Below are 25370 nucleotides of genomic sequence, written 5' to 3' on the forward strand. Positions count from 1 at the left end.
ATGTCCCAGGAATATAACTTTTCAGCCATATGGAATCAGGTTCTGCAATCCCTGGCTGAAGAGATAGATGCAAGTAGTTTTGATATCTGGTTCTCCATGGTTAAGTTCAAAACCTTCCGCAACGACCGGGTTTATGTCAGCGTCCCTAACTCCCTCACCAAAGAGTGGATTGAATCACGCTATCTGGACAGTTTGCAGAACAAAATCCGCAATCTTACCAATCAGAATATTGAACTGGTTTTTAACACTGAATCTCAGATTGAAAAAGAGGGGATGTTTACTACTCTTAATCATAAATATACCTTCGATACCTTTGTCGTCGGCAATAGTAACCGTTTTGCCCACGCTGCCTGCTATGCCGTAGGCGAATCTCCTTCCAAGGCTTACAATCCTCTATTTATCTATGGTGGAGTCGGCCTGGGGAAAACTCATCTCATGCAGGCGATCGGCCACCATATCATGAAAAAGAAGCGTGATTATTCGGTAGTATACGTATCTTCCGAACAATTTACCAATGAGCTCATCAGTTCAATCAAAGACGATAATATGGCTGGTTTTCGCAATCGCTACCGCCGGGTTGACGTGCTTCTAATAGATGACATCCAATTTCTGGCCGGCAAAGAGAGAACCCAGGAGGAATTTTTCCATACCTTTAATACTCTATACGAATCCAACAAGCAGGTGGTTATTTCCAGCGATCGTCCCCCCCGAAACATTCCAACCCTGGAGGATCGGCTGCGCTCCCGCTTCGAATGGGGCCTTATAACTGATATCCAACCCCCCGATCTGGAGACCCGTATAGCTATATTAAGGAAAAAAGCCCAGACCGAAGACTTTAATGTTCCCTATGATGTACTGGACTATATAGCCAACTACATCGACAGCAATATCCGTGAACTGGAGGGTGCCCTGGTCCGTTTAGTAGCTTTCGCCACCATTACTAACAAACCCCTTAATATGACCACTGCCAGCGAAGCTTTAAAAGACATTTTACCTCCACCCCGACCCAAAAAAATTACCATTGAATCTATCCAAAAAACCGTATCCAAGTACTACGGTCTGGAAGTAAGCGAGCTGCTTTCCAAAAAGCGCAACAAACAACTAGTATATCCCAGACAGATTGCCATGTATCTCTGCCGCCGGCTCACCGACGCTTCGTACCCACAGATCGGTGAACAGTTCGGAGGACGGGATCATACCACGGTTATCCATGCCAACGAAAAAGTCGAACGGGATTTGGAAAACGACGGTGAACTGGCAGCAGCTATCGACGATTTATGCAAAAAGATTAACCCCAACTATACCGTCTGATTTTCAATGTTTTTCAACAACTTTATCAAGCGGACAAGCTGGCTTGGGAACGGGCTTCGTCACCCTTATCCACATATCCCGCCAGCCTACTACTATTACTACGGAACTGTTTATAAATAATAAATAACATAGGGCTCGCTCCCGCAGCCCTGGAAGTTATTGGAGGTACTAGCATGAAAGTGAGTATGGAAAAAAGAGATTTATCTTCTCTTACCACCCTGGTCTACCGGGCAGCATCCAGTAAAAACACGATTCCGGTCTTATCAGGACTGCTGATTGAAGCCGACCCAACTCAAGGATTGACAATGACAGCAACCGACATGGAAATAGGCATCAAAGCATCCACCAGCAGCCTGGAAATAATAGAGCCCGGGATAGTACTGGTCAACGCCCATTATTTTGCCGATTTCATAAAGTTACTGCCCGACGGCCCGGTTACCCTGGAGCTCAATCAGGACAAAAACAAGCTAAACGTATACTATGGCCGCTCAGCAGGATCTATCAACACCTACAGGGATTACGAATATCCCGATTTGCCTCTTAAAAAAATGCAGCAGCGGCTTTCTCTGCCCCAGAAAATTCTTAAAGAAGCTCTGCGCAAAACCTCTTTTGCTGCAGCCGCCACCCATTTCCGTCAAGTTTTTACCGGCGTATTATTCGATATTTTAAGCGGCAATATGCTTAAAGTGATAGCTTCAGATACTCATCGTCTGGCCTGCTACACCTGCAATTTAACCGGCCCGGAAATCGAAACCTTTAAATTCATTATTCCAACCCGCACAGTCAACGAGTTGCTGCGTATTTTGGATGATAACGACGAACTCATTGATATAGCTTTCAGTGACAACAACGTCATTTTTTCCAAGGATAATTTTTTCCTGCATTCCCGCTTGATCGAAGGCCAATATCCTAACTATGAACAGGTAATACCTACTACCTTTACCACCTCTTTAAAAATCGATACCGGCGTTCTGGCCGATACTTTGGAACGGGTACGCACTATGCCCACCGATGACAAACTTAAAATTCAATATGCCCGCTTTGACATAGGCGAAGATGAAATAAAGGTAAATGCTTTCTCAGAGATGATGGGTGAAATCGAAGAAGTATTGGAAGGCATAAAACTGAGCGGAGAAAGCGATATAAAAATAGCCTTTAATACCAACTATTTTTTAGATGTCATCAAAATCGTGGCTGGCGAATCCGAGCAAACTGACATACAATTATCAGGTGCCCTGGGACCGGCATTAATAAAAAATCCCCAGAAGGAGAATTATCTCTATGTACTGGTTCCCCTGCGAACCACTAATTAAAGGCTTAGGAGAGTGAGCTTAACACTTTGAAGCTGCAGCAAATTGAGGCCAGGGATTTTCGTAATCTCGAAAAGTTTACCTATCGCCCCGGGCCTGGTCTAAATATACTGTTGGGGGACAACGCCCAGGGTAAAACCAACATTCTGGAGGCGATTTACCTTTTAAGCGTCGGTACTTCCTTTCGTACCGGCTCGGATAAAAATCTGCTGCGCTACGAAAAAGATGCTTACGTTTTGCGAGGCTTATACAGCTGCAACGAACGGAACATAGAGGCAGAAGTAAACTATGATCTGAAATACGGCAAAAAATTCAAGATTAATTCCAAAAAAACAACTCTTGGTAATCCTCTTCGCCTGCGAGCAGTGCTCTTTTCTCCCGACGATTTATTTTTGATTAAGGGATCACCGGGTAAACGCAGGCAATTCCTGGATTTTATACTAACGCAAATAAAAAGCGAGTATAATTACAATCTGGCTAATTATGTTAAAATTTTAAAAAAGAGGAATTTATTATTAAAAAGAGAACAATATAATACCAGATCATTTGCCATTATCGAAGAGGTCTTCATTGAGAATGCGGCCAGGATTATTCTGGCTCGAATTAACTTAATTAATACTTTAGATGAATACGCAGCATCGATTTACCAGGAGATTACCAACCGGAAGGGCAGTCTTAAAATAAGATATGCCCTTTCATTTCCCCTTGATAGTGGTAAAATAAATCATGATGCCTTGAAAGAAGCCTTAAAAAAGCAAATCCAGGAAAAAAAGGAGCAGGAAGTTAAAAGAAAAAAAAGCCTGGTCGGCCCACACCGGGATGATTTAAACGTATATCAGGACGGCAGAATAGCCAGGTATTTTGCCTCTCAGGGCCAGCAAAGAAATATAGTTGTGGCCTTAAAGCTTGCAGAACTCCATGCTTTTCAAAAAATAAGCGGTTTTAAGCCGGTTTTTCTTCTGGATGAGGTATTATCCGAGCTTGACAGGGAAAAAAGACAGTTGCTGCTGGATTATCTACAGGAAGCCGAATTTCAAAGTTTTCTGACTTCGGTAAATTTAAATGATATAGACTTCAGATCTGCGGTAGTAGCAACTGTGAAGGACGGGCACCTGCAATGAAAGGGGTAATATTATGTATATTCACCTGGGAAACAACTTCATCATTCCTTCAGAAAGAATAATTGCTATTCTGAATATCGAACCCCCAATATCAGATGACCTTATTGATATTATGGATACGGCGAAATTAGACCGTAAACTGGTATATATAAGTGAAAAGGGCAAAGAAAAAGCCCTGATCGTATGTAATGAAAAAGTCTATCTGTCACCCATCTCCTCGACCACTCTCTATAAGCGGGCATTCAGTCACTACAAGGAGGGCTAAATTTTGAACGGTGAAAACGCTTACAATGCCTCTGCTATCCAGGTATTGGAAGGACTGGAGGCAGTTCGCAAAAGACCGGGTATGTATATAGGGTCTACGGGTCCTAGAGGTTTGCATCACCTGGTTTTTGAAATTGTGGACAACAGCATAGATGAAGCAGTAGCAGGTTACTGTGATACCATAAACGTAGTTATTAAACCTGATAATAGCGTTAGTGTCAGCGACAATGGCCGCGGAATACCGGTAGATGAACATCCCCTGATGGGTATTCCGGCCCTGGAAGTGATATTGACCACTCTGCATTCCGGCGGAAAATTCGGCGGGGGCGGATACACTATATCCGGTGGCCTGCACGGGGTAGGATTATCAGTGGTTAGTGCCTTATCCCGGCGTATGGATGTAACAGTTCGCATAGACGGTCATGTCTATACTCAGACCTATGAAAAAGGTAAACCGGTAACTCCGCTGCAGCAAACCGGGGATACTGATAAAAAAGGGACCTGCATTCATTTTTACCCTGATACCGAAATATTTGAAGAAACGGTGTTTGAAAGGGATATAATAACCCAACGCCTGCGGGAGTTATCTTTCCTCAACCGAGGCCTTAAAATAATTTTTAGCGATGAGAGGGAAGAAGAAATATATAGCAAGGAGTTCCATTATTCTGGGGGTCTGCGCGATTTTGTCGCTTACGTAAATAAAAATAAAGAAGTTATAAACCCCGATCCGGTTTATTTTGAAAACCAGAAAGAAGACGTCATAGTCCAGGTGGCGGTTCAGTATAATAACGGTTACAGTGAAAACCTGTATTCTTTTGCCAACAATATCCGCACTCAAGAAGGCGGAACCCATGAAGTAGGCTTCAAGAACGGCCTTACCCGGGTGGTTAACGAATATGCCAAAAAGAACAATATCCTCAAAGAGAATGACGCCAATCTCAGCGGTGAGGATATCCGGGAGGGGATGGCCGGCATTATATCGGTTTTGGTCAAAGACCCTCAGTTCGAAGGCCAGACCAAGACCAAATTAGGAAACACTTACATCAGGGGTATAGTCGAGAGCAGTGTTTACGAAAGCATGGAGGATTATCTTAATGAAAACCCGGCGATAGCCAAAAAGATACTGGAAAAAGCCGTTTCCGCCCGCCGGGCCCGGGAAGCAGCCAAAAAAGCCCGGGAACTGACCCGGCGCAAGAGTGCTCTGGAATCCACATCCCTGCCGGGAAAGCTGGCTGATTGCAGCAATAAAAACCCGGCCTTGAGTGAGCTGTTCATCGTAGAAGGTGATTCGGCCGGCGGTTCGGCCAAGCAGGGCCGGGATCGCAATTTCCAGGCTATACTTCCCCTCAAGGGAAAAATTCTTAATGTACAGAAATCACGTCTGGACCGGGTGCTTTCCAATGAAGAGATAAAGTCTCTGATTACTGCTATCGGCACCGGTATCGATGAGGATTTCGATATTAAGAAAGCCCGTTACCATCGCCTCTTTATTATGACTGATGCCGATGTGGACGGTTCTCATATCCGGGTATTACTGTTGACCTTCTTCTATCGCTATATGAGGGAACTGATTGAAAATGGTTATGTCTATATTGCTCAACCTCCCCTGTATGGGTTAAAAAGGGGAAATGAAATACACTATTTCCATGACGAAACCAAAATGAACAGCTTTATGGAAGAGTCCAATAAGAAATGGAGCATCCAACGCTATAAAGGCCTGGGTGAAATGGATCCGGAACAACTGTGGCAGACCACCATGGATCCGGAAAACCGAACCATATTGCAGGTCAACATAAACGATGCTATCAGGGCCGATGAAATATTCTCCGATTTGATGGGGGAAAATGTCCAGCCTCGCAGGGAATTCATTCAGGCCAATGCCAGGTATGTGACTAACCTGGATATATAAGAGAGGTGATAGAGCTTGCCAGAAGGTAGTTTATTCAATAATGTAATAGCGATTGACATTGAGAAAGAAGTAAAAAAATCATTCCTGGAATATTCCATGAGTGTTATCGTGTCCCGCGCCATTCCTGACGTCCGGGATGGTCTCAAACCGGTACACCGCCGCATACTCTATGCCCTCTATGATCAGGGTATAACCCATGAAAAGCCCCATAAAAAATCAGCCAACATTGTGGGAGAAGTTATGGGAAAATATCATCCCCACGGTGATGCCGCCATATATGAGACCATGGTTAAAATGGCCCAGGGTTTTTCTATGCGCTATCCTTTAATTGACGGTCACGGCAACTTCGGCTCGATTGACGGTGACTCGGCGGCAGCCATGCGTTATACCGAAAGCCGCATGGCCCGGATCGCAGGAGAGATGCTGCAGGACATTGAAAAGAAAACGGTTGACTGGCGTCCCAATTATGATGATACCCGGGAAGAACCCCAGGTTATTCCTGCACGTATTCCTAACCTGCTCATAAACGGTTCAGCCGGTATTGCCGTCGGTATGGCCACCAACATACCACCCCATAACCTGGGTGAAGTGGTGGAAGGACTGGAACTTTTAATAGATAATCCCGAGGTCAGCCTGGAGGAACTGATGACCAAAATACCCGGCCCGGACTTGCCTACCGCAGGTATCATCATGGGGACTGATGGTATAAAGCAGGCCTATGCAAACGGACGGGGCAGCTTTAAAACCCGGGCCCGCTACAGCATCGAAGAAAAAAAGGGCGGCAAGAACGCCATAGTCGTAACCGAAATCCCCTATCAGGTCAATAAAGCCCGACTGGTAGAGAAAATAGCCGATTTGGCCCGGGATAAAAAAATAGACGGCATTGTTGACTTAAGAGATGAATCCGACCGGCAGGGTATACGCATAGTAATTGAAGTTCGCAAGGATGTTAATGTCAATGTCGTAGTCAACAAACTCTTCAGACATACCCAGATGGAAGAGAGCTTCGGCATTATTATGCTGGCTTTGGTTAATGGACAGCCCCGGGTTTTGAGCCTGAAGGAAATGATGCAGAATTATATCGGACATCGCCAGGACGTAATAACCCGGCGCACCCTGTTTGACCTGAAGGTCGCCCGGGATCGGTTGCATATCGTCGAAGGGCTGCTCAAGGCGCTGGATCACCTGGATCAGGTTATTGACCTGATTCGCAGCAGCAAGGATAGGGAAGAAGCCCGGCAGGGATTGATGTCCCAATTCCAGTTGAGTGAAATTCAGGCCAACGCCATCCTGGATATGAGGCTGGCTCAATTAACCGGACTGGAACGCAGTAAACTGGAAGATGAACATGGCGAATTATTGGACCGGATTGCCGATTTTGAAGATATCTTGGCCCGTCCGGAACGGATAAGGGCAATTATAAAGCAGGATCTGGAGGAAATAAAACGCAAATATGCCGACCCGCGCCGAACTGAAATAAGTGTGGAACTAAGCGATTACAACATCGAAGATTTGATAGATGATCAGGAAGTGATGATAACCCTGAGCAACCGGGGATATATAAAGCGGCAGCCGCTTGATACCTACAAGGCCCAAAAACGCGGCGGCAAAGGTATCAGCTCCACTACTACCCGGGCTGAGGATGCGGTAAGCAGTGTTATTGTCACCAGTATACTGTCAACCGTATTGTTCTTTACCAACCAGGGAAGGGTGTTCTCCAATAAAGCCTATCGCCTGCCGGAATCCTCGCGTCAGGCCAAGGGAATGCCACTTATCAATTTCCTGGAACTAAGACCGGATGAAAGGGTAACCACCATGGTGGCTGCCCGCTACCTCGACCCTAAACGCTATCTGGTCATGGTGACCAAAGAGGGGATTATAAAAAAGGTTCCCTTATCTGCCTTTGAAAATATTCGCAGATCAGGATTAATTGCGGTTAATCTGCGGGAAGATGATGAACTGATCGGGGTCAAAAGAGTGGAAAAAAGCGACCGGCTTATGGTGGTCACCGCCAACGGGTTATGCATAATGTTCGACGAGGCTCAAGTCCGCGCTATGGGGCGAACGGCCACCGGAGTCAAGGCTATCCGATTATCCCCGGGTGATAAAGTTATTGGCATGGACAAATACCGGGAGGGAACTGATGCCCTCTTGGTGACCGAGAAAGGCTATGGGAAGAGAACCCCGACCATCGAGTTCCGGGAGCAGAACCGGGGGGGCAAAGGTTTGAAGGCCATCGACATTACGAATAAAAATGGCTCCCTGGTAGCTTTTCAAATAGTTGGGGAAGATGAAGAACTGGTGCTGCTAACCGGGGAAGGACAGATTATCCGTCTGGAAGCGGACGATATTTCCCAGCAAAAGCGGTATTCTCGGGGAGTATTATTGATGCGGCTGCCGGATGATGACCGCATTGTGAGTATGGCTCGCTTCAAGGTTGAAAAGGAAGAATAGCAAGAAAATAAAACCAGGATAATCAAAAACCATACCATAGATAATAAAAAAAACTGTTATAATCATGGCAAGAGTGTTTCTTCCAAGTTCAGTGGAGGTGTTGTTAGCATGGAACAGGGTACTTTTAAGGTAAAATCCGGTTTGGCCCAAATGTTAAAGGGTGGAGTAATAATGGATGTAACTACTCCCGAACAGGCTAAAATAGCCGAAGAGGCGGGGGCCTGCGCCGTAATGGCTCTGGAGCGGGTTCCGGCAGATATTCGTGCCGCCGGCGGTATTGCCAGGATGGCTGACCCCAGCGTTATTCTGCGTATTATGGATGCCGTCTCTATTCCGGTTATGGCCAAATGCCGTATTGGACATTTTGTCGAAGCACAGATCCTGGAGTCTTTGGGGATTGATTATATAGATGAAAGCGAAGTATTAACCCCCGCTGATGACAAATATCATGTCAACAAGAAACAATTCAAGGTTCCATTCGTTTGCGGTGCGCGCAATCTGGGAGAAGCCCTGCGCCGTATCGGCGAAGGGGCTGCCATGATAAGAACCAAGGGCGAGCCGGGTACCGGCAACGTTATTGAAGCCGTACGCCATATCCGCCAGGTTAATGACGAAATCAGGTGGGTCAGCAACCTGCCCGAAGAAGAATTAATGGCGGCGGCCAAGGAATTACAGGCCCCCTACGAACTGGTAGTGGAGACTGCGCAGTTAAAACGCCTGCCGGTAGTTAATTTCGCTGCCGGCGGCATCGCCACGCCGGCTGACGCTGCCATGATGATGCAACTGGGCTGTGACGGTATATTTGTTGGCTCCGGCATTTTTAAATCCGGCGACCCCATGAAGCGGGCCCGGGCCATAGTAGCCGCCACCACTTATTGCAATGATTCCGCTAAACTGGCTGAAGTATCCAAGGACCTGGGAGAAGCTATGGTAGGAATAGACATCAGCACCATCAGGCCGGAGGAGAGGATGCAGGAGCGTGGCTGGTAAAAGGATTGGCATACTGGCCTTGCAGGGTGCTTTTATTGAGCATGAACAGGCTTTTAACCGATGCGGAGCCCGAAGCATAGAGGTTAGAAGCCCGGCTCAACTGGCAGAGGTAGATGGGCTGGTAATACCGGGGGGAGAAAGCACTGCCATTGGTAAACTGATGCGGGAATACGGCCTGGATAAGGCCATAAAAGACCGGTTTGCTGCCGGTATGCCCATCTGGGGAACCTGTGCGGGGATGATTCTCCTGGCCCGGGAAGTGGCAGACTCAAAACAGTTTAGCCTGGAACTTATGGACATAAGGGTGAAAAGAAATGCCTTCGGCCGGCAGATTAACAGCTTTGAGGCTGATCTGGAGATTGCGGATATAGGCAAAACCCGAGGGATATTCATACGCGCTCCCTATGTGGAAAAAACCTGGGGTGAAGCCCGGATCCTGGCTACATATCAGGATAAGATTGTGGCCGTGCAGCAGGGTAATAAACTCCTAAGCACCGCTTTTCATCCCGAACTGACCGAAGGTGGGGAAATGCATCGCTATTTTCTGTCTATGTTATAAAATTGGTTAAATAACTTCGTTTCAATACAGCAAACTTTGTCGGGGATTTTCTGGAAGTCTTTTATTGCCGAATTGATTCCTTTGAGAGAATATCCCCAGGACATACTCGATCATACTTATCAGTTTATTTCAGCAAAGCAAGACAGCTGAATGCAGCTAACAGTAATCACGAATAATCCCTTGCCAAAACGGTATACTGTATTATGTCGCTTCATCTATTGCCAAAGCGCAAATTGTATAATATAATGAGAGCCAATCTTCAAGTAGAAATTTAGGCGCGATGAAGGGGATTAGTAAAATTCCAGGGCTGGCCCAGAGAACTGGTGGATGGTGTGAACCAGAGCAGCCGGATTTTGAATCCACCCTGGATGCAGACTGTGAAAACAGTACCGGTGGTACCGATATAACCTCCAAGCGGGTGTGCTATACACCAACTAGGGTGGCAACGCGGGAATAACCTCTCGTCCCTGACCGGGCGAGGGGTTTTTTTATATTAGTTTTTAGTATTTTAAGGAGGTTTTCTAAGGAAATGATTGTGGGAGAACAGTTTTTGCTGCTTCCCGGTCCTACCCCCGTACCAGACAGAATAGTGCGGGCCATGAGTAAACCGGTGATTAATCACCGGGGACCCGAGTTCAAGGAGATTTTGGGTGAAGTGACCGAAGGGGTTAAAAAAGTTTATCATACCAGCCACAATGTATTGATTTATCCAGCATCAGGCACCGGAGGGCTGGAAGCGGCGGTGGTAAACTTCATATCTCCGGGAGACCGGGTTTTGGCCATATCCATAGGTGTTTTTGGGGACCGCTTTGCTCAGATAGCCGCTGAATTCGGAGCTGAGGTAGATAAAATTGATTTTCCCTGGGGGCAGGCGGCCGATTCGGAATTAGTCAGAGATATAATAGCCAGGGATGTCAACCACGAGATAAAAGCCATACTTGTTACCCATAATGAAACCTCCACCGGAGTTTGTAATAATATAAAGAGTATTCGCGAGGCAGTGGGAGGGCATCCGGCTCTGTTCATAGTTGATGCGGTCAGCGGGCTGGCAGCAGCCGAGTTATATATGGACGAATGGAACTTGGATGTGGTGGTGAGCGGTTCTCAGAAGGCCTTTATGATTCCTCCGGGGTTAAGCTTTATGGCGTTCAATGACCGGGCTTTGGCGGTTTATAATAAGAACTGCAATCACAAATACTACTGGGATGTTCGTGCGGGACTTAATTACCTGGAAAAAGGGCAGAATCCCTTTACTCCTCCGGTATCCCTCTATTATGGGTTGCGTGAAGCCCTGCAGATGATGCTGGAGGAAGGGCTTGATAATATATTGAAACGCCACCTTGATTATCGCCATCTGGTGAGAGAGGCAGTCAAAGCAATGGGACTTGGCCTGCTGGCGGCAGATGCCAACGCCTCTCCGGCCTTGACCTCGGTTATTGCTCCTGCCGGGCTGGGGGCCAACCGGATACGGCGGGCCATGCAGGAAGGATTCAACATCATTATGGCCGGGGGCCAGCAGCGACTGGACGATGTCATCTTCCGCATCGGACATCTGGGTTATGTACGGGAGCTGGATTTACTATCCATCCTGGCTGCCCTGGAAATTGTCTTAATTAAGCTGGGATACCCAGTGGAAAGTGGCGCGGGGGTTAAGAAAGCCCAGGAAATACTTTTAGAAATACACAGCAAATGATGAAAGGGGTATAGAGATGGAAAAGAAGCGGGTTATTGTTACGGAAAGAATAGCCGATGAGGGAGTGGAGCTCTTAAGAACAGAACTCAATGTGGATTACCGTGACGGTATTTCAAGGGAGGAACTGTTGGAAATAATCGACCAGTACGATGCCCTGATTGTCAGGAGCGTAACTAAAGTAAATGAAGAACTGATAAGCCGGGCCAGTCGTCTCAAAGTGGTAGGCCGAGCAGGTAACGGTGTGGATAACATAGATGTAGAGGTATGCACCCGCTACGGGGTTATAGTAGCCAATACCCCCGACAGTAATACTATTTCCGCCGCCGAGCAGACCATCAGTCTCCTGCTCTCCTCGGTGCGCAATACCGCCTGGGCCAATGCCTTTGTCAAGGGCGGCACCTGGGATCGCAAGCCCTTCAGGGGAGTGGAGCTTTACGGCAAAACTGTAGGAATAGTAGGTTTGGGCCGCATCGGTTCCATGGTGGCGACCCGGCTGAAAGCCTTTAACATGAAGGTGATTGCTTATGACCCCTATATAGCGGATGAACGCTTTGAGCGCTTTGGGGCGGAAAAGAAAAACACCCTGGAGGAACTGATGCAGGAAGCCGATTTTATCACTGTGCATACCCCCCGCAATGAAGAGACTATGCACATGATAAACGAAAAAATGCTGGCTCTGGCCAAAGATGGAGTACGGGTGGTAAACTGTGCCCGGGGTGGGATAATTGACGAAGTCGCCCTTCTGCAGGGTCTGGAGCAAGGCAAAATCGGCAGTGCCGGGTTGGACGTTTTTGAAAAGGAACCGGCCACCGAAAATCCCCTGTTCAAGTTCAACAATGTAGTATGTACCCCCCATCTGGGAGCAGATACCTATGAAGCCCAAAAACGGGTGGGGGAAAACATAGCCGAGCAGGTGATCAAAGCTCTGCGGGGCGATATCGTACCTAACATGGTCAACCTGCCCACCATGCTAAGCGAGGAACTGGACTACCTGAGGCCCTATATTAATCTGGCCGAGAAAATGGGCAGTTTTTATTATCAACTGGGGAAATCTCCGGTCAGTCGGATAGAACTAACCTTCAGCGGCCCCATTAGCATGAATGAAACCGAAATCTTGACCGTAAGCTTTTTAAAAGGCCTCTTTAAACCGATCATGGATGAAAAGGTGAACTACGTTAATGCCAGGCTGGTGGCTGAAGATCGAGGTGTGCAGGTCTATGAGAAAAAAGAAGGGCAGAGCTCCAAGCGCTATAAAAATGTAATTACGGCTAAAATCTATAACCATAATAACCACCTGGATATTGCCGGCACCGTTTCCCGGGCTCGTGACCCGCTGCTGGTGGAGATCAACGGTTACGAAACCGAGACCGGGCTGGAAGGGTTTGTGATCATGGTTGAAAACCAGGACCGCCCGCGGGTCATTGGACCATTCGCTACTGCCCTGGGTGATGAAGGAGTAAACATCGCCTCCATGAAAGTAGCCCGCAAGACCAGAGGCGAGACTGCTATCATGTTGATTAACGTAGACAACAAAGTAGAAGACCATATCCTGGAGAAGCTAAAAAACCTGGATGGAATAATGGAGCGTCCCCGGTTGCTGGAGTTTTAGCGGCGGTCGGTGCAAATCCGTGACAACCTGTGGTTTATTAAAGACAATAAAGAAGGTGTTAGTATGCTGGATGCCCGCAAGATAAGAGCCAACCCCCAGGCAGTAGAACAGGACCTTGAGAAACGCAACCTCTCCGGGGTGTTGGACAACTTTTTGCTTCTCGATGAAAAACGCCGGGCCATACTGGGCAAGGTGGAAGAACTTAAAAATTTCCGCAACACCTCTTCTCAGCAGGTAGGAAAGATGAGAAAAGAAGGTCAGGACCCTTCCGAGCTCATGGAAAAGGTGCGACTGGCCGGGCAGGATATCAAAGGATTGGATGAGGACTTAAAAGAGATAGAAGAAGAAATAGAAAAGATACTGCTCAATATCCCCAACCTGCCTCACGCATCAGTACCTGTAGGGCCGGATGACAGTGCCAATGTGGAAATGCGACGTTGGGGCAACCCACGCCAGTTTGACTTTGAACCCCTGGCCCACTGGGATATCGGGCCTAATCTGGACATATTGGATTTTGAAAGGGCAGCCAAACTATCCGGTGCCAGATTTACCGTTTACAAGGGCATGGGTGCCCGTCTGGAAAGAGCGGTCATCAACTTCTATCTGGATATCCATACTCGTGAACACGGTTATCAGGAAATACTGCCGCCTTTTATGGTAAGTGCTGACTGCATGCTGGGAACCGGGCAGCTTCCCAAATTTGCTGAAGACATGTTCAAGGTCCAGGGGCGGGAAATGTATCTAATCCCCACCGCCGAAGTACCCTTGACCAACCTTTACCGGGAGGAGATCCTGGAGGCCAAAGACCTGCCTAAATATGTAACCGCCTATACCCCCTGCTTCCGGGCTGAAGCCGGATCGCACGGGCGCGATACCCGGGGCATAATTCGCCAGCACCAGTTTAACAAAGTAGAACTAGTCAAGATTGTAACCCCGGAGAGTTCCTATGAGGAACTGGAAAAACTGACCGCCAATGCGGAGAAGGTATTACAGTTATTAGGCTTACCCTACCGGGTAGTACTGCTCTCCACCGGAGATATGGGATTTTCCTCAGCCAAGACCTATGATCTGGAAGTGTGGATGCCAGGGTACAATGACTATAAAGAAATATCCTCCTGCTCCAACTGCGAGGACTTTCAGGCCCGCCGGGCCAACATCCGCTACCGTCCAGGTCCCAAGGAGAAAATACAGTATGTCCACACCCTTAATGGATCCGGTGTAGCCATTGGCCGGACGGTAGCCGCCATACTGGAAAACTACCAGCAGCAGAACGGTTCCGTGGTAATTCCGGAAGTATTAAGGCCCTATATGGGTGGGCTGGAAGTAATAAAAAGGCAGTAAACAGTCGGCCCAGCCCATATTGACATTGCTCTGAGCCTGTGATATACTTTCATTTGCATTGACGAGATTGATGCATCCTTCGCGTGGAGGGGTGTCCGAGCGGTTGAAGGAGGCGGTCTTGAAAACCGTTGAACCTTTGCGGGTTCCGTGGGTTCGAATCCCACCTCCTCCGCCATAGAATTGAATTTTTGGAGAGATGGCCGAGTAGGCTGAAGGCGCTCGCCTGCTAAGCGAGTAAGCGGTTAGTAGCTGCTTCGAGGGTTCGAATCCCTCTCTCTCCGCCATGTGCGCCCGTAGCTCAGCTGGATAGAGTAACAGACTACGAATCTGGAGGTCGCAGGTTCGAATCCTGCCGGGCGCGCCATTTGATATCATTTAAAAACCATTATTCATCAATTAGGCGCCCGTGGCTCAGTAGGATAGAGCAACGGTTTCCTAAACCGTGGGCCGGGGGTTCGAGTCCCTCCGGGCGCACCATTACAGCAAATAAGATCCCACAAGCAATTGTGGGATTTATTTTATCCAGGCAGGGATGGATAGCATCAGGGCAGCAATCTTGACACCACACCGGCTATATCCTACAATCTTAATTGCAGGTTAAGGGGATAGAATGATGAAGCGCCATGAAGCCTACATGGAAATTGCTCTCAGCCTGGCCCAGGAAGCCAAGGAAAACGGGGAAATCCCGGTAGGGGCAATAGTGGTTGTAGACGGGGAAATAATAGCCGAGGCCCGCAATGAGAAGGAAATGCGGGGTGATGCTACTGCCCATGCCGAAATGCTGGCTCTGCAAAGGGCAGCCCAAAAACTTGGCCACTGGCGTTTAGCAGATGCTACCATGTATGTTACCCTGGAGCCTTGCTCCATGTGTGCGGGGGCCATGATTCAGGCCCGGCTGGGGCGGCTGGTTTTTGGGGCATATGACGCCAAGGCTGGCGCTGCCGGTTCCATAGTTGACCTTCTGGATCACCCGGCCTTTAACCACCGGGTAATAGTTCGATCTGGAGTAAAGGCCGATGAATGCGGACAAATACTGAAGGATTTCTTCAATTCCAAAAGGAGAGATGGCTGAGTCCGGTTTAAAGCGCACGACTCGAAATCGTGTGAGCCGTTCGTAGCGGCTCCGTGGGTTCGAATCCCACTCTCTCCGCCATATTAAGTAACAGGGGTTCTGCTTCCAGGGTAGAACTCTTAATTTATTTCAATGTTCTGACAAGCAGGAAAGGTGTAGAAATACCATATAGATGCTGTCAATGGTCAGGGAAAATGTCACCCCTTTACCTAGATAACTCAGCAGCAGAAATGTCATCCCTGCTGCGGCTCTTAGAATAGAAGATTTCACTATATGCGAACCAAGGTGATTTGTTCTTTGGCTTGATTTTGGGCTGAGCCGGCAGGCTATTCAAGGAATTGTCCTGCTGAGGTATTTGTACTATACTTTCCTTGGGCTGAGTTTTGAGCAATTCGGGTTTAATAACGAGGCCTTTGTAAAGGACCTGCATTCCGATATGCTTACTGGTTGCTACAGTAATCGTATCATGAGGGGATGCAGGGACTTTTATATTTTCCACCTTGGCAGGCAGACGGTATTTATGGTTCTCAAAGGAAAAGGAAAGCCCTGAATCGATTTTTCTTGTTACATGCTTGGCAAAAATCAACTGCAATGCAGACATATCTTGCTTAGGCAAATAGGCCTTTTCCGGGCTGGCAGCCTGGACGGCGAATTTACGGTTGTAGTAGGGAATATAATGCTTTAGGAAATCATTAGCCTGTTCGATAGAAGAAATTCCTTTACGCTGCATATCTTTCGCCAAACGGTCCTGTAAAGTCTCCCAGAGCCTTTCAATACCACCTTTAGCCTGAGCAGACCGGGCAATGATTAACAGGATGTTGAGTTCTTTAAGGGCTCTGGCAAAGTTAGTCTGCTTTTCCACTTTGCCGGCCAATTCTTCTTCAAGGGTTAATTCCTTTTTCTTTTTGCTGTTATAAACAAAAACGGTTCTGCCATCAGTGTAGATTTCTCTTGGCAGGTGCCCATTCTGATTCATCTGAAACATCAGTTCACAATAACCTTCAAAGGTTTCTTCCTTTTCGAAATGAAGAGCCAGGATACGACCAGTGGCATCGTCAACCGCACCGTGCAGGTGCAAGTAGGAACCATTGCCAAGCCAATCAAAGCTGGAAGCATCCATCTGAATCATTTCACACTCGCGCTCCCGGGCATTTCTGGAACGATGTTTCTTGGGTCTGCGCTTGGCCTTTGGAGAGCGAATACCACTGGCCCTAAGATACCTTGAGACAGTGCTTACCGAAACAAAAATATCTTTATCTTCAGCAAGCACATCGGTAGCATGACAAAAATTATATCCGGACAACTCCGTTTGATAAATTCGGCAGATTTTTTCAGCAACTTCAGGATCCAATGCATTAGCCGGTTTCCGTCCTCTATTCTTATGCAAAATACTTATAACCCCATTTGCGGATGCCTCCGCTTTCATCCGCTGTACTTGTCTTACACTGAGGTCTAAAAGCTCTGCAGCCTGCTTATTTGTAAACCGGCCTGCCAACAGTTCTTCGATGATAGTTATTTTTCTTGCTTCTTGTTTGCTCATTTCTAATTTCATCCTCCCATTATATCTTTTCTGGGGGATGACATTTTCCCTGAAGAGTTATACCATGACATTATCACTGATTAACGACAAAATACCATATAGATGCTTGCGGGAAAACCGTTTATAAGGTAAAATAAAAAAGCTGTCAGCTTGATGATTACTTACACAGCTGGCCAAAACAAAATAGGCAACATGGAGAGGTGGCTGAGTTCGGCTGAAGGCGCTCGATTGGAAATCGAGTAGGGGGTTAATAGCTCCCTCGCGGGTTCGAATCCCGCCCTCTCCGCCAAATCAAAGGACAAATTTGGATACAATAAAAGTCACCTATCATGGGTGGCTTTATTGCGTCTATGGCCTGAAAAGCCTGTAATATGGGAATTTTCGAGCTTACTGCTTTTAGGGTATCAACCTCGCAGCATAGCGCGGCCAGTTCTAAACGGCTATAATTTCCGGCAGAACGCCTTCGTCAAAGATAAGATGAAATACAAATTTTTCATCTTGCGGAACATGGAACTTGAAGTCTTTGATTTCCAATTCTTCGAGCTCGTCGGGAAGCTCGATATTTTTGTACCGCTTAACCCCCTTGCCATCTACCATGAAGCAATTTTGCACCGCGTCCCTCAATTTCGCTGTGATTTTTCCTGCCTTCATTTTTCGTTGCCGCCTTTCAAATTGTATTAGGCTTTTGCCTGTGGCTCACAGCTTACATATTGAAGGCGTGAAAGCAAGCTCTAAAAACGGCTGCTGAAGGTCCCGCATAATTTGCGCTTGGCCTTTTCGCAGCCGGTTTTTTATGTCCGAACCTATATGGCTTGTTGTCTTAAAGCAATAATTTTAGAGTAGGTGCAGCCATGCTGTAGATAACATGTGCAATTTCTTTAGCGGATTGGTTCAACCCGTTTTTCAGCCAGTACTGTATAAGACCGACGCTTCCATTTACTGCAAATATAAAGTACAACTCTTTTATATCTGCGTCTCCATTCTGTCCGGAGGAGGGAGGCATTCCCCATAGCTGATATACCAGCGTAAATAATTGTTTTTGAAAATCTATATCACCCTGTTCGCTCATTAGAACTTGAAGATGCTTACTATTCTCCACAATATATTGGCAAACTCCTTCAAGTCCCTTTATTGTTTCATTCTCGTCTGCCGCTGTACCAATAATCGTGTTAAAGGCGTCTTTTGCCCACGACAGAACTTCATCTTCAATCTTACGAAGAAGATCGTATTGATCGGTATAATGCGCGTAAAAGGTTGTCCGGTTGACATCTGCTTTTTCACACAGCTCTTTGATGGTGATTTTATTGATGGGCTTTTCCCTCATCAACTCAATTAAACTATCTTGCAATACCATCCGGGTATATCGCGTTTTTCTATCCAATTTAACTTCTTTCATGATTATCCTTTCCTTCCAAAAACAATTTTTTCATTTTTTGTCGTGAACTCGACATTTGCGCTGCGTTTTGTTGTGTGCGCTACGTTTTATAAACATCTGATGATTGCAAAACCAACACTGTGTTTATATAATATGAAATCAGCAGGTAAAAGTCAATGGCTGATTTTTTTGCAGTTATTTTGCTTGCCTTGCCGCAAAAACGAATGTAAGGGGAGAATCCAGTGGCATATATCGAATTCAATCATGTTGTAAAAAGATACGCCTCTGATGGAGTTTCAATCTGCGCCTTGGAAGACGCAAATTTCTCGGTGCAAAAAGGCGAATTAGCCGTTATCTTAGGTGCTTCCGGTGCTGGTAAGACTACGGCACTGAATATATTGGGCGGAATGGATACCGTAACATCCGGTGATGTCATTGTAGACGGCGAATACATTTCCAAGTACAGCCACAAACAGTTGGTGGGTTATCGCCGCACAGACATAGGATTTGTGTTTCAATTCTATAATTTGGTGCCGAATTTGACAGCGTTGGAAAACGTCGAGCTGGCCGCTCAGATCTGCCGGGACTCACTGAACGCATCCGAAATAATGGATAAAGTAGGGCTGGCAGAGCGTAAGAGCAATTTCCCTGCGCAGCTTTCTGGCGGTGAACAACAGCGCGTATCTATTGCTCGCGCCATTGCAAAGAACCCCAAATTGCTCCTGTGCGATGAACCTACAGGTGCGCTGGATTATAGCACCGGCAAGCAGATTCTACAGCTTTTGCAGGACACTTGCCGCAGGGATAATATTACGGTGCTCATTATCACCCATAATTCGGCCATTGCTCCGATGGCCGACAGGGTCATCCACTTTAAAAGCGGTAAGGTCATAAAGACTGTACAGAACGAGCAGCCTACGCCTATTGCACAGATTGAGTGGTGATAGCATGAACAAAGCATTTCATAAGGATATTGGGCGTTCCATAAAAAAGGGATGGAAACGCTTTTTATCCATTGTCATTATCACGACGTTGGGGGTCGGAATGATGACGGGCCTGTATGCGGCCTGTCTGGGTATGTATTACTCAGCAGATCAGCTTTTTGATAACCAGAATCTGTTCGATATCCGAATTTTGTCTACATTGGGACTGACACAAGCGGATGTGGATGCTTTAGCGCGTGTGGACGGTGTTGAGACTGTTAAGGGGGGATACATTGAAACCGTCCATACAGATATTAATGGCGAACGCAAGAGCGCGGACATGACTGTATTAAGTCTCGGCAGCATTAACATGCCGCTATTATTGGCTGGGGCTTTGCCAGCAAAAGCAGGTGAGATCGCTGTTACCCAAAGGTACTTGGATGAAAGCGGCAAGTCAATAGGCGATATCGTGACGATAAAGGAAGACATTGAGGAGGAGAGCGACGAAGAAAATACGAAAGAAACACCCGATAATATGAATTCGGAAGACAACGCGGACGGGGTTGGCGATTCTAACCTTGATATAGATATAGACTGGGATACGGGCTTGGAGGAGGAAAAAGAGACACCCACCTTCGCCAACACAAACTATACTATCACAGGCGTTGTCTTAGACCCCAAGGATATTCGTAGCACTGATGACATCAATGGTGCTTTCCGTTCTACTGTCACCGCTGATTATACGTTTTTTATTAAGGAAGCCGATGCTAACGGCGATATTTTTACCGTTGTTTATATTGTTTTGTCTGGCACAAAGGCAATGAACTCCTATTCCGACGAATATGAAGAAAAGGTACGGTCTGTTGTCAGGAATATTGAAAATCGCATAAAAGTCCAACGGGAGCGGGCGCGTTACGACGCTATTTTAAGCGAGGCAAAAGCAAAAATCACAGATGCTGAGAATACCATGAACGAGAAATTTGCGGAGGCAGACATGAAGTTTGCCGATGCATGGCGGGATATATACGAGGCCGGACAGGAACTGGCTGATGGCGAGGCCAAGCTTATTGATGAGCAGAAGGATGCAGAAAAAAAGATTGCTGAGGCCCGTAAAAAACTGGAAAAAGCAAAACGGGAGTCAGCGGAAGCCAAGGAAGAACTTGCCGAAGCTGAAAAGAAACTTGCCGAGGCCGAGGCCGAACTGCTGGATGGCGAGAGGGAGCTGGCTGATGGCAAAAAGGAGCTTTTAGCAGGCGGGCGGGAACTGGCCGATGGTGAAAAACAGCTTATAGAGGCCGAAAATGAACTAAAAAACGGTGAAGCCCTGCTTGCGCAGGGTGAAGCGGAACTGGACGAAAATGTGCAAAAGCTGGCAGACGGCAGACAGCGGTTAGAAGAAGAACGGAATGCAGCCTTAGTGCAGTTTGCCGAAGCGGAGCAAAAATTCAATGCGGCGCAGAACCAGTTAGATGCTGTCCGGTCGCAGTTAGAACCGGGAATTGCACAACTTAAAAGCTCTTTTGGCGCTGTATGGCCGACAAATGAGTGGAATGCGCTGGTTGATGCTGCTACTGCTCTGGCGACAACCGGTGCTGATGATACTGCGGTAGCGGCGGGTACCGCTGACGAAAGATCCACTCTCGCCGTCGCAATTCAAGTGCAGGTTGCAGAAATGGGAGCCGTTCTGTTAGAGCAAATCAATCAGGCACAAAGCGCTTTAGCCCTTATGGATCAGGCGATAGACGCACTTAATGAACAGATTGATCTCGCCTCACAACAGGTAAGCAATGCGCAAACGGTGCTTTCCGAAAAACAATCTGCTGCCAATGAGGCGCAGAGCACGTTGAACGCTGAACCCGAAAAACTGAACACTCTGGAAGAAGGAACACCGGAATATGAGGCGCAAGAAGCGGTTGTGGCCCATGCGCAGCGTGAATTGGATGCTGCGAAAGTCGCTGTGATCAATGCTCAGGCTGCGCTGAATGCTGCAAACGAAGCTGTTGCAAATCTGACGGATGAGCGTGATACCCAAGCTGCCACAGCGGCAGAACTTGCCTCTGCTATCGAGCAAATGAATATACAAGCAGGACAATTAGATGCTCTGTCTGCGGATTCTGTTGTTCAGGCAGCTATTGGCCTCGGTATGGTGAACGGCGGTCAGCAGGCACTGGATGCGCAGAAAATCAGCTTTGCGGAACAAAAGGCGGCTGCTTTACAGGCTTTGGCCGAGGCGGAAGCAGAACTGGCTGCCGGAGAGGCAAAGATAGAAGAAGCTCGAAACACCATAGAATCTAAGAAAGCCGAACTGGCTGCCGGAAAAGCCAGACTAGCCGAAGAAAGGGCCAAACTGGAAGATGGAAGAATTGAACTGGCTGAGGGTTGGGCCGAGTGGCAAAATGGCAGAGCTCAACTCGATGATGGTTGGGCCGAATGGGAAGATGGGAAGGCTGAACTGGCCGAAGGGCGCACTGAGCTGGAAAAAGGGGAAATCGAGGTGGCCGATGGCGAAAAAAAGTTGAAAAAAGAAGAGGCTGACGCCAAATCTAAAATTGCCGACGCATGGGATGATATTGCAGAGGGAAAACAGGAGTTGGCAGACGGCGAAGCGGAACTGAGCCAGAAAGAGCAGGAATATGCCGAGAAAAAGGAAGAAGCCCAGCAAAAACTTTCCGATGCGTATGCAGAACTGGACGACATTGATATGACAAGGTGGTATGTGCAAGACCGCACCTCACTGGACAGTTTTTCCAGCCTTAACAGTGATTTAGCCTCCATCGAGGCTGTAGGTAGGGTTTTCCCAATTATCTTTCTATTGGTCGCAGTGCTCATGAGTTTAACCACAATGACCCGGATGGTAGAAGAAGAACGTGGCCTGATTGGCACCTATAAGGCGTTGGGCTTTGGGAATGCTGATATTTACCGGAAATACATCTTGTTCGCTTTTACCGCCTGCGTGATCGGAGGTATCTTAGGCGATATATTCGGCTTCGTCTTCATGCCGAAATTTGTAATGATTATTTTGGAGTCGCTTTACAGCCTTCCACAGTTTTATCTGCGTTTTGACATCCTGTATGGCATAGGTGGTGTCGTGCTGTTTATGGTTGCGATTATTGGAGCAACCGTACTTGCCTGCCGTAGTGAACTGGCTCAAATGCCAGCGGCCCTCTTGCGTCCCAAAGCTCCTCGCTCGGGATCGCGTGTATGGTTGGAGCGTATTCCGGCTATCTGGAACCGTTTGAATTTCTTGAATAAAGTGACCGTTCGCAATTTGTTCCGGTATAAGAAGCGATTATTTATGACGATTGGCGGCATCATGGGCTGTACTGCATTGATTATCTGTGGATTTGCAATCAAGGATTCGGTGATGAAGCTGGCGCCAAATCAGTATGATTATATCTATCAGTACGACCTCATGGCTGTTTTCGAAGAAAAGGACAACGACGATATGATCCGGCAATTAGAAAAGGACGAAAGTATCGACGACTATCTGAATCTGCGAATCGAAAGCATAAAACTGCTCAATGCTGACGGAGAATCAAGTCCGGCGCAATTGATGGTTATCCCCACCGGAAGCTCTATCGAAGACTACATTCGGATAGAAAACCTGGACGGAACACTATCCCATCTGGATGATGGTGGTGTTCTAATCACTGAAAACGCGACCCGAATCCTTGGCCTCAAACCTAACGGCACAGTTTCTCTGCAAAATTTAGAGCTTGCGCAAGACGAGGCTATTGTGTCCGGCGTTGTGCGGAACTATCTGGGCAATAACGTATATATGACGCAAAAGTTATACGAATCATTGTTTGGCGTATACATGCCAAATGGCATACTTGCGCACTTGTCCGAAGCCACTATCGATTCGGCGACATATGCAGAAACTTTGCTCGACAACGATTCCGTGATTTCCGCTGTCAGCACCGTCGCTTTAAGAGACGATTTCGGATTTGATTTGCTCAATGCAATCGTTCTATTGCTTATTGCCATGGCCGGAGGTCTTGCATTCGTGGTGCTTTTCACCCTATCGAACACGAATATCTCGGAGCGCGCCCGGGAACTGGCCACCATCAAAGTACTGGGATTCTACGATAAAGAGGTGTATCAATATGTCAATAAAGAAACGCTGATTTTGACCGCAATGGGTATCTTAGTTGGTTTACCGGCGGGCCGTATTTTAGGCGGACTTCTCACCGCTGCACTCAACATGCCATCTGTCCATTTCGCGGTGTATATAAAGCCGGTCAGTTACCTGATTGCGGCGGCGACCACATTCTTCTTTGCTAGCATCGTCAATTGGATAACCAATCGGGCACTTGACCGCATTAACATGGTAGAAGCATTAAAAAGCGCGGAATAACGGGCATGTCGGGACAGCTTTTTATCTCCATCCTTTATATTGAAAATATAAAGGATGGAGATAAACATTTCATATGTTCCTCGTGGAATGCGTATCATTTCATAAAATATATGAACGAAGTGAATATCGGTATATCCGCAGGGTGCTATTTAAGCATTATCAAGGGGTTTCAGACTTTAGACTGAAACCCTTTTCTTGCCTTTGGTTACCCATATTCCCGGCCTCCCGGGCATAATCAATGGATTTCATAGGGGCATATCTGTTAGACGCTTCGATTAATGGCTATAATGTAAGCGGGGCAGATCCGGGAAAAAGGGGGAGGCCGCTTATTACCGGCGAATAAGACAAAGAACCGGGAAAGTAAAACTGCTTAAAGGAGTGAACCGTAATTAACACGAAACCAAGAATCGGAGCTCATTTACCTATCGGGAAGGGGTTGAAAAACACCGCAGATGAGGCAGTAGCCCGGGGGCTGGAGGCCTTGCAGATTTTTGTACGCAACCCGCGGGGGCGCGGGGCGCGCACCTTGACGGAGGAAGAACTGGACTACTTTAAGCAGACCATGCAAGACCATAACATTGATCCGGTAGTCGTTCACATACCCTATATCTGCAATCCCGCCGCGGCCAAGGATGACCTGTATGAATTTGCCCGACAGGTGGTGGAAGAAGACCTGAAGCGCTGCACTCTGATCGGGGCCGGTTATCTGGTGCTGCACCCGGGTTCTTATACTACATCCACGCTTGAACAGGGGATAGAGAGGATAGCCGGGCTTTTAAACGGTATTTTGGATAATTACACCGGAGACGTTACCATTTGCCTGGAGACCATGGCCGGGCAGGGAACGGAAATAGGCCAAGATTTTACCGAGCTCAACACCATAATAGAGTTAATCCATAATAAACCCCGGGTGGGAGTATGTCTGGACACCTGCCATGTTTTTGCCGCCGGGTATGATATAAGCAGTGAAGAGGGCATTGTCCGGGTAATGGAGGAGATTGACCATACCTTCGGGCGCAGCTGTATTAAAATGATACACAGTAATGACAGTCAAAAGGAATTAGGTTCCAAACGTGACCGCCACGCCCATATCGGCGATGGCTTTATAGGACCGGCCGGATTTAAACGGCTGCTGAATCATGACTTTTTTGGGGCTTTTCCCTTTATCCTGGAAACACCATTCGAGGCAATTGACCGGGATATCGCAGTTTTAAAGGATTTAAGAGGCTAAGCTATCGATACGTTTGATTATCATTTTGATGGTTATCTGGACACAAAAGATACCCTTGACCTTAAGGCTTAATCCCGGTAAAATATAAGGCAATATTTAAAAAAGACGATGACAGGGCTTAGTAAGCGTGTACGTGGGTTCAGAGAGCCGCCGGTTGCTGTGAGGCGGTCGAAACGCTACGCTGAACTCTCCCCGGAGTTGCTGACCGAAATACTAATAAAGTAGGCTCAGACGGAAACTTCCACCGTTAAAAGGAAGGGGATATCGGATACCAATCCCGTATCCTGACTGAGAGAGCGGCTGTCGGCCGT

18 protein-coding genes, 6 tRNA genes and 2 other annotated features (1 of these 26 running past the window's edge) are annotated in these 25370 nt (G+C 47.2%); of the genes, 21 read left to right on the forward strand and 3 right to left on the reverse strand.

Translation table 11 applies throughout. The features are described 5' to 3' along the window. The 17 genes from dnaA (at position 1) to ACU70B_RS00085 (ending at position 15714) form a co-directional block, all read left to right on the forward strand. On the forward strand, positions 1 to 1311 hold the full coding sequence (gene dnaA, locus ACU70B_RS00005; protein WP_447184329.1) for a chromosomal replication initiator protein DnaA: 1311 nt from the start codon (positions 1 to 3) through the stop codon (positions 1309 to 1311). A 173-nt stretch (positions 1312 to 1484) separates the two neighbouring features. Beyond that, positions 1485 to 2624: a DNA polymerase III subunit beta gene (dnaN, locus tag ACU70B_RS00010; protein ID WP_447184330.1), complete on the forward strand. Its 1140-nt coding sequence runs from the start codon at positions 1485 to 1487 to the stop codon at positions 2622 to 2624. Between the two features lie 26 nt (positions 2625 to 2650). Beyond that, positions 2651 to 3742: a DNA replication/repair protein RecF gene (gene recF, locus ACU70B_RS00015; protein ID WP_447184331.1), complete on the forward strand. Its 1092-nt coding sequence runs from the start codon at positions 2651 to 2653 to the stop codon at positions 3740 to 3742. A 13-nt stretch (positions 3743 to 3755) separates the two neighbouring features. Further along, positions 3756 to 4007, forward strand: a complete 252-nt coding sequence (remB, locus tag ACU70B_RS00020; protein WP_447184332.1) for an extracellular matrix regulator RemB — start codon at positions 3756 to 3758, stop codon at positions 4005 to 4007. 3 nt (positions 4008 to 4010) lie between these two features. Next, a complete protein-coding gene (gene gyrB, locus ACU70B_RS00025) occupies positions 4011 to 5915 on the forward strand; it encodes a DNA topoisomerase (ATP-hydrolyzing) subunit B (protein WP_447184333.1) in 1905 nt (634 codons plus the stop codon). Positions 5916 to 5930: 15 nt separating this feature from the next. Continuing rightward, positions 5931 to 8369, forward strand: coding sequence for a DNA gyrase subunit A (gene gyrA / locus ACU70B_RS00030; RefSeq protein WP_447184334.1), 2439 nt, complete (start codon positions 5931 to 5933; stop codon positions 8367 to 8369). Between the two features lie 108 nt (positions 8370 to 8477). Then, the gene (pdxS, locus tag ACU70B_RS00035) at positions 8478 to 9359 is read left to right on the forward strand and encodes a pyridoxal 5'-phosphate synthase lyase subunit PdxS (RefSeq protein WP_447184335.1); all 882 of its coding nucleotides are present in this window, start codon (positions 8478 to 8480) and stop codon (positions 9357 to 9359) included. After that, positions 9349 to 9918, forward strand: a complete 570-nt coding sequence (gene pdxT, locus ACU70B_RS00040; protein WP_447184336.1) for a pyridoxal 5'-phosphate synthase glutaminase subunit PdxT — start codon at positions 9349 to 9351, stop codon at positions 9916 to 9918. The genes pdxS and pdxT overlap by 11 nt, the downstream gene beginning before the upstream one ends. 271 nt (positions 9919 to 10189) lie before the next feature. Continuing rightward, positions 10190 to 10390 (forward strand) — a binding site (T-box leader). A gap of 57 nt (positions 10391 to 10447) precedes the next feature. Next, a complete protein-coding gene (locus tag ACU70B_RS00045; protein ID WP_447184337.1) occupies positions 10448 to 11611 on the forward strand; it encodes a pyridoxal-phosphate-dependent aminotransferase family protein in 1164 nt (387 codons plus the stop codon). A 16-nt stretch (positions 11612 to 11627) separates the two neighbouring features. Then, positions 11628 to 13220, forward strand: coding sequence for a phosphoglycerate dehydrogenase (gene serA / locus ACU70B_RS00050; protein ID WP_447184338.1), 1593 nt, complete (start codon positions 11628 to 11630; stop codon positions 13218 to 13220). 63 nt (positions 13221 to 13283) lie between these two features. Next, entirely contained in the window at positions 13284 to 14561 is a 1278-nt protein-coding gene (serS, locus tag ACU70B_RS00055; protein ID WP_447185669.1) for a serine--tRNA ligase, read from the forward strand. 85 nt (positions 14562 to 14646) lie between these two features. Then, a tRNA-Ser gene (locus tag ACU70B_RS00060) sits at positions 14647 to 14736 on the forward strand. 15 nt (positions 14737 to 14751) lie between these two features. Beyond that, positions 14752 to 14845: transfer RNA gene (locus tag ACU70B_RS00065), tRNA-Ser, on the forward strand. A gap of 3 nt (positions 14846 to 14848) precedes the next feature. Beyond that, a tRNA-Arg gene (locus ACU70B_RS00070) sits at positions 14849 to 14925 on the forward strand. Between the two features lie 36 nt (positions 14926 to 14961). After that, positions 14962 to 15038: transfer RNA gene (locus tag ACU70B_RS00075), tRNA-Arg, on the forward strand. 133 nt (positions 15039 to 15171) lie between these two features. Beyond that, positions 15172 to 15633: a tRNA adenosine(34) deaminase TadA gene (gene tadA, locus ACU70B_RS00080; RefSeq protein WP_447184339.1), complete on the forward strand. Its 462-nt coding sequence runs from the start codon at positions 15172 to 15174 to the stop codon at positions 15631 to 15633. After that, positions 15620 to 15714: transfer RNA gene (locus ACU70B_RS00085), tRNA-Ser, on the forward strand. The genes tadA and ACU70B_RS00085 overlap by 14 nt, the downstream gene beginning before the upstream one ends. Before the next feature lie 124 nt (positions 15715 to 15838). On the opposite strand, the gene ACU70B_RS00090 is transcribed toward ACU70B_RS00085, so the two are convergent. Next, on the reverse strand, positions 15839 to 17173 hold the full coding sequence (locus ACU70B_RS00090; protein WP_447184287.1) for an ISNCY family transposase: 1335 nt from the start codon (positions 17171 to 17173) through the stop codon (positions 15839 to 15841). Between the two features lie 194 nt (positions 17174 to 17367). Here ACU70B_RS00090 and ACU70B_RS00095 point away from each other — a divergent pair. Then, positions 17368 to 17462: transfer RNA gene (locus tag ACU70B_RS00095), tRNA-Ser, on the forward strand. A gap of 143 nt (positions 17463 to 17605) precedes the next feature. On the opposite strand, the gene ACU70B_RS00100 is transcribed toward ACU70B_RS00095, so the two are convergent. Next, a complete protein-coding gene (locus tag ACU70B_RS00100) occupies positions 17606 to 17824 on the reverse strand; it encodes a hypothetical protein (protein ID WP_447184340.1) in 219 nt (72 codons plus the stop codon). Between the two features lie 169 nt (positions 17825 to 17993). After that, positions 17994 to 18569: a TetR/AcrR family transcriptional regulator gene (locus ACU70B_RS00105; RefSeq protein ID WP_447184341.1), complete on the reverse strand. Its 576-nt coding sequence runs from the start codon at positions 18567 to 18569 to the stop codon at positions 17994 to 17996. A gap of 221 nt (positions 18570 to 18790) precedes the next feature. On the opposite strand from ACU70B_RS00105, the gene ACU70B_RS00110 reads away from it, so the two are divergent. The 3 genes from ACU70B_RS00110 to ACU70B_RS00120 all read left to right on the forward strand — a co-directional run bounded on the left by ACU70B_RS00110 (position 18791) and on the right by ACU70B_RS00120 (position 25059). Then, positions 18791 to 19492: an ABC transporter ATP-binding protein gene (locus ACU70B_RS00110; protein WP_447184342.1), complete on the forward strand. Its 702-nt coding sequence runs from the start codon at positions 18791 to 18793 to the stop codon at positions 19490 to 19492. A gap of 4 nt (positions 19493 to 19496) precedes the next feature. After that, positions 19497 to 23828 carry an ABC transporter permease gene (locus ACU70B_RS00115; RefSeq protein ID WP_447184343.1) on the forward strand — a complete coding sequence of 1444 codons (4332 nt, stop codon included), beginning with the start codon at positions 19497 to 19499 and terminating at the stop codon, positions 23826 to 23828. A 406-nt stretch (positions 23829 to 24234) separates the two neighbouring features. After that, positions 24235 to 25059: a deoxyribonuclease IV gene (locus ACU70B_RS00120; protein ID WP_447185670.1), complete on the forward strand. Its 825-nt coding sequence runs from the start codon at positions 24235 to 24237 to the stop codon at positions 25057 to 25059. Positions 25060 to 25158: 99 nt separating this feature from the next. Further along, positions 25159 to 25370 (forward strand) — a binding site (T-box leader); it runs 44 nt beyond the window's last position.

The organism is Syntrophomonas curvata (genome assembly GCF_052976825.1).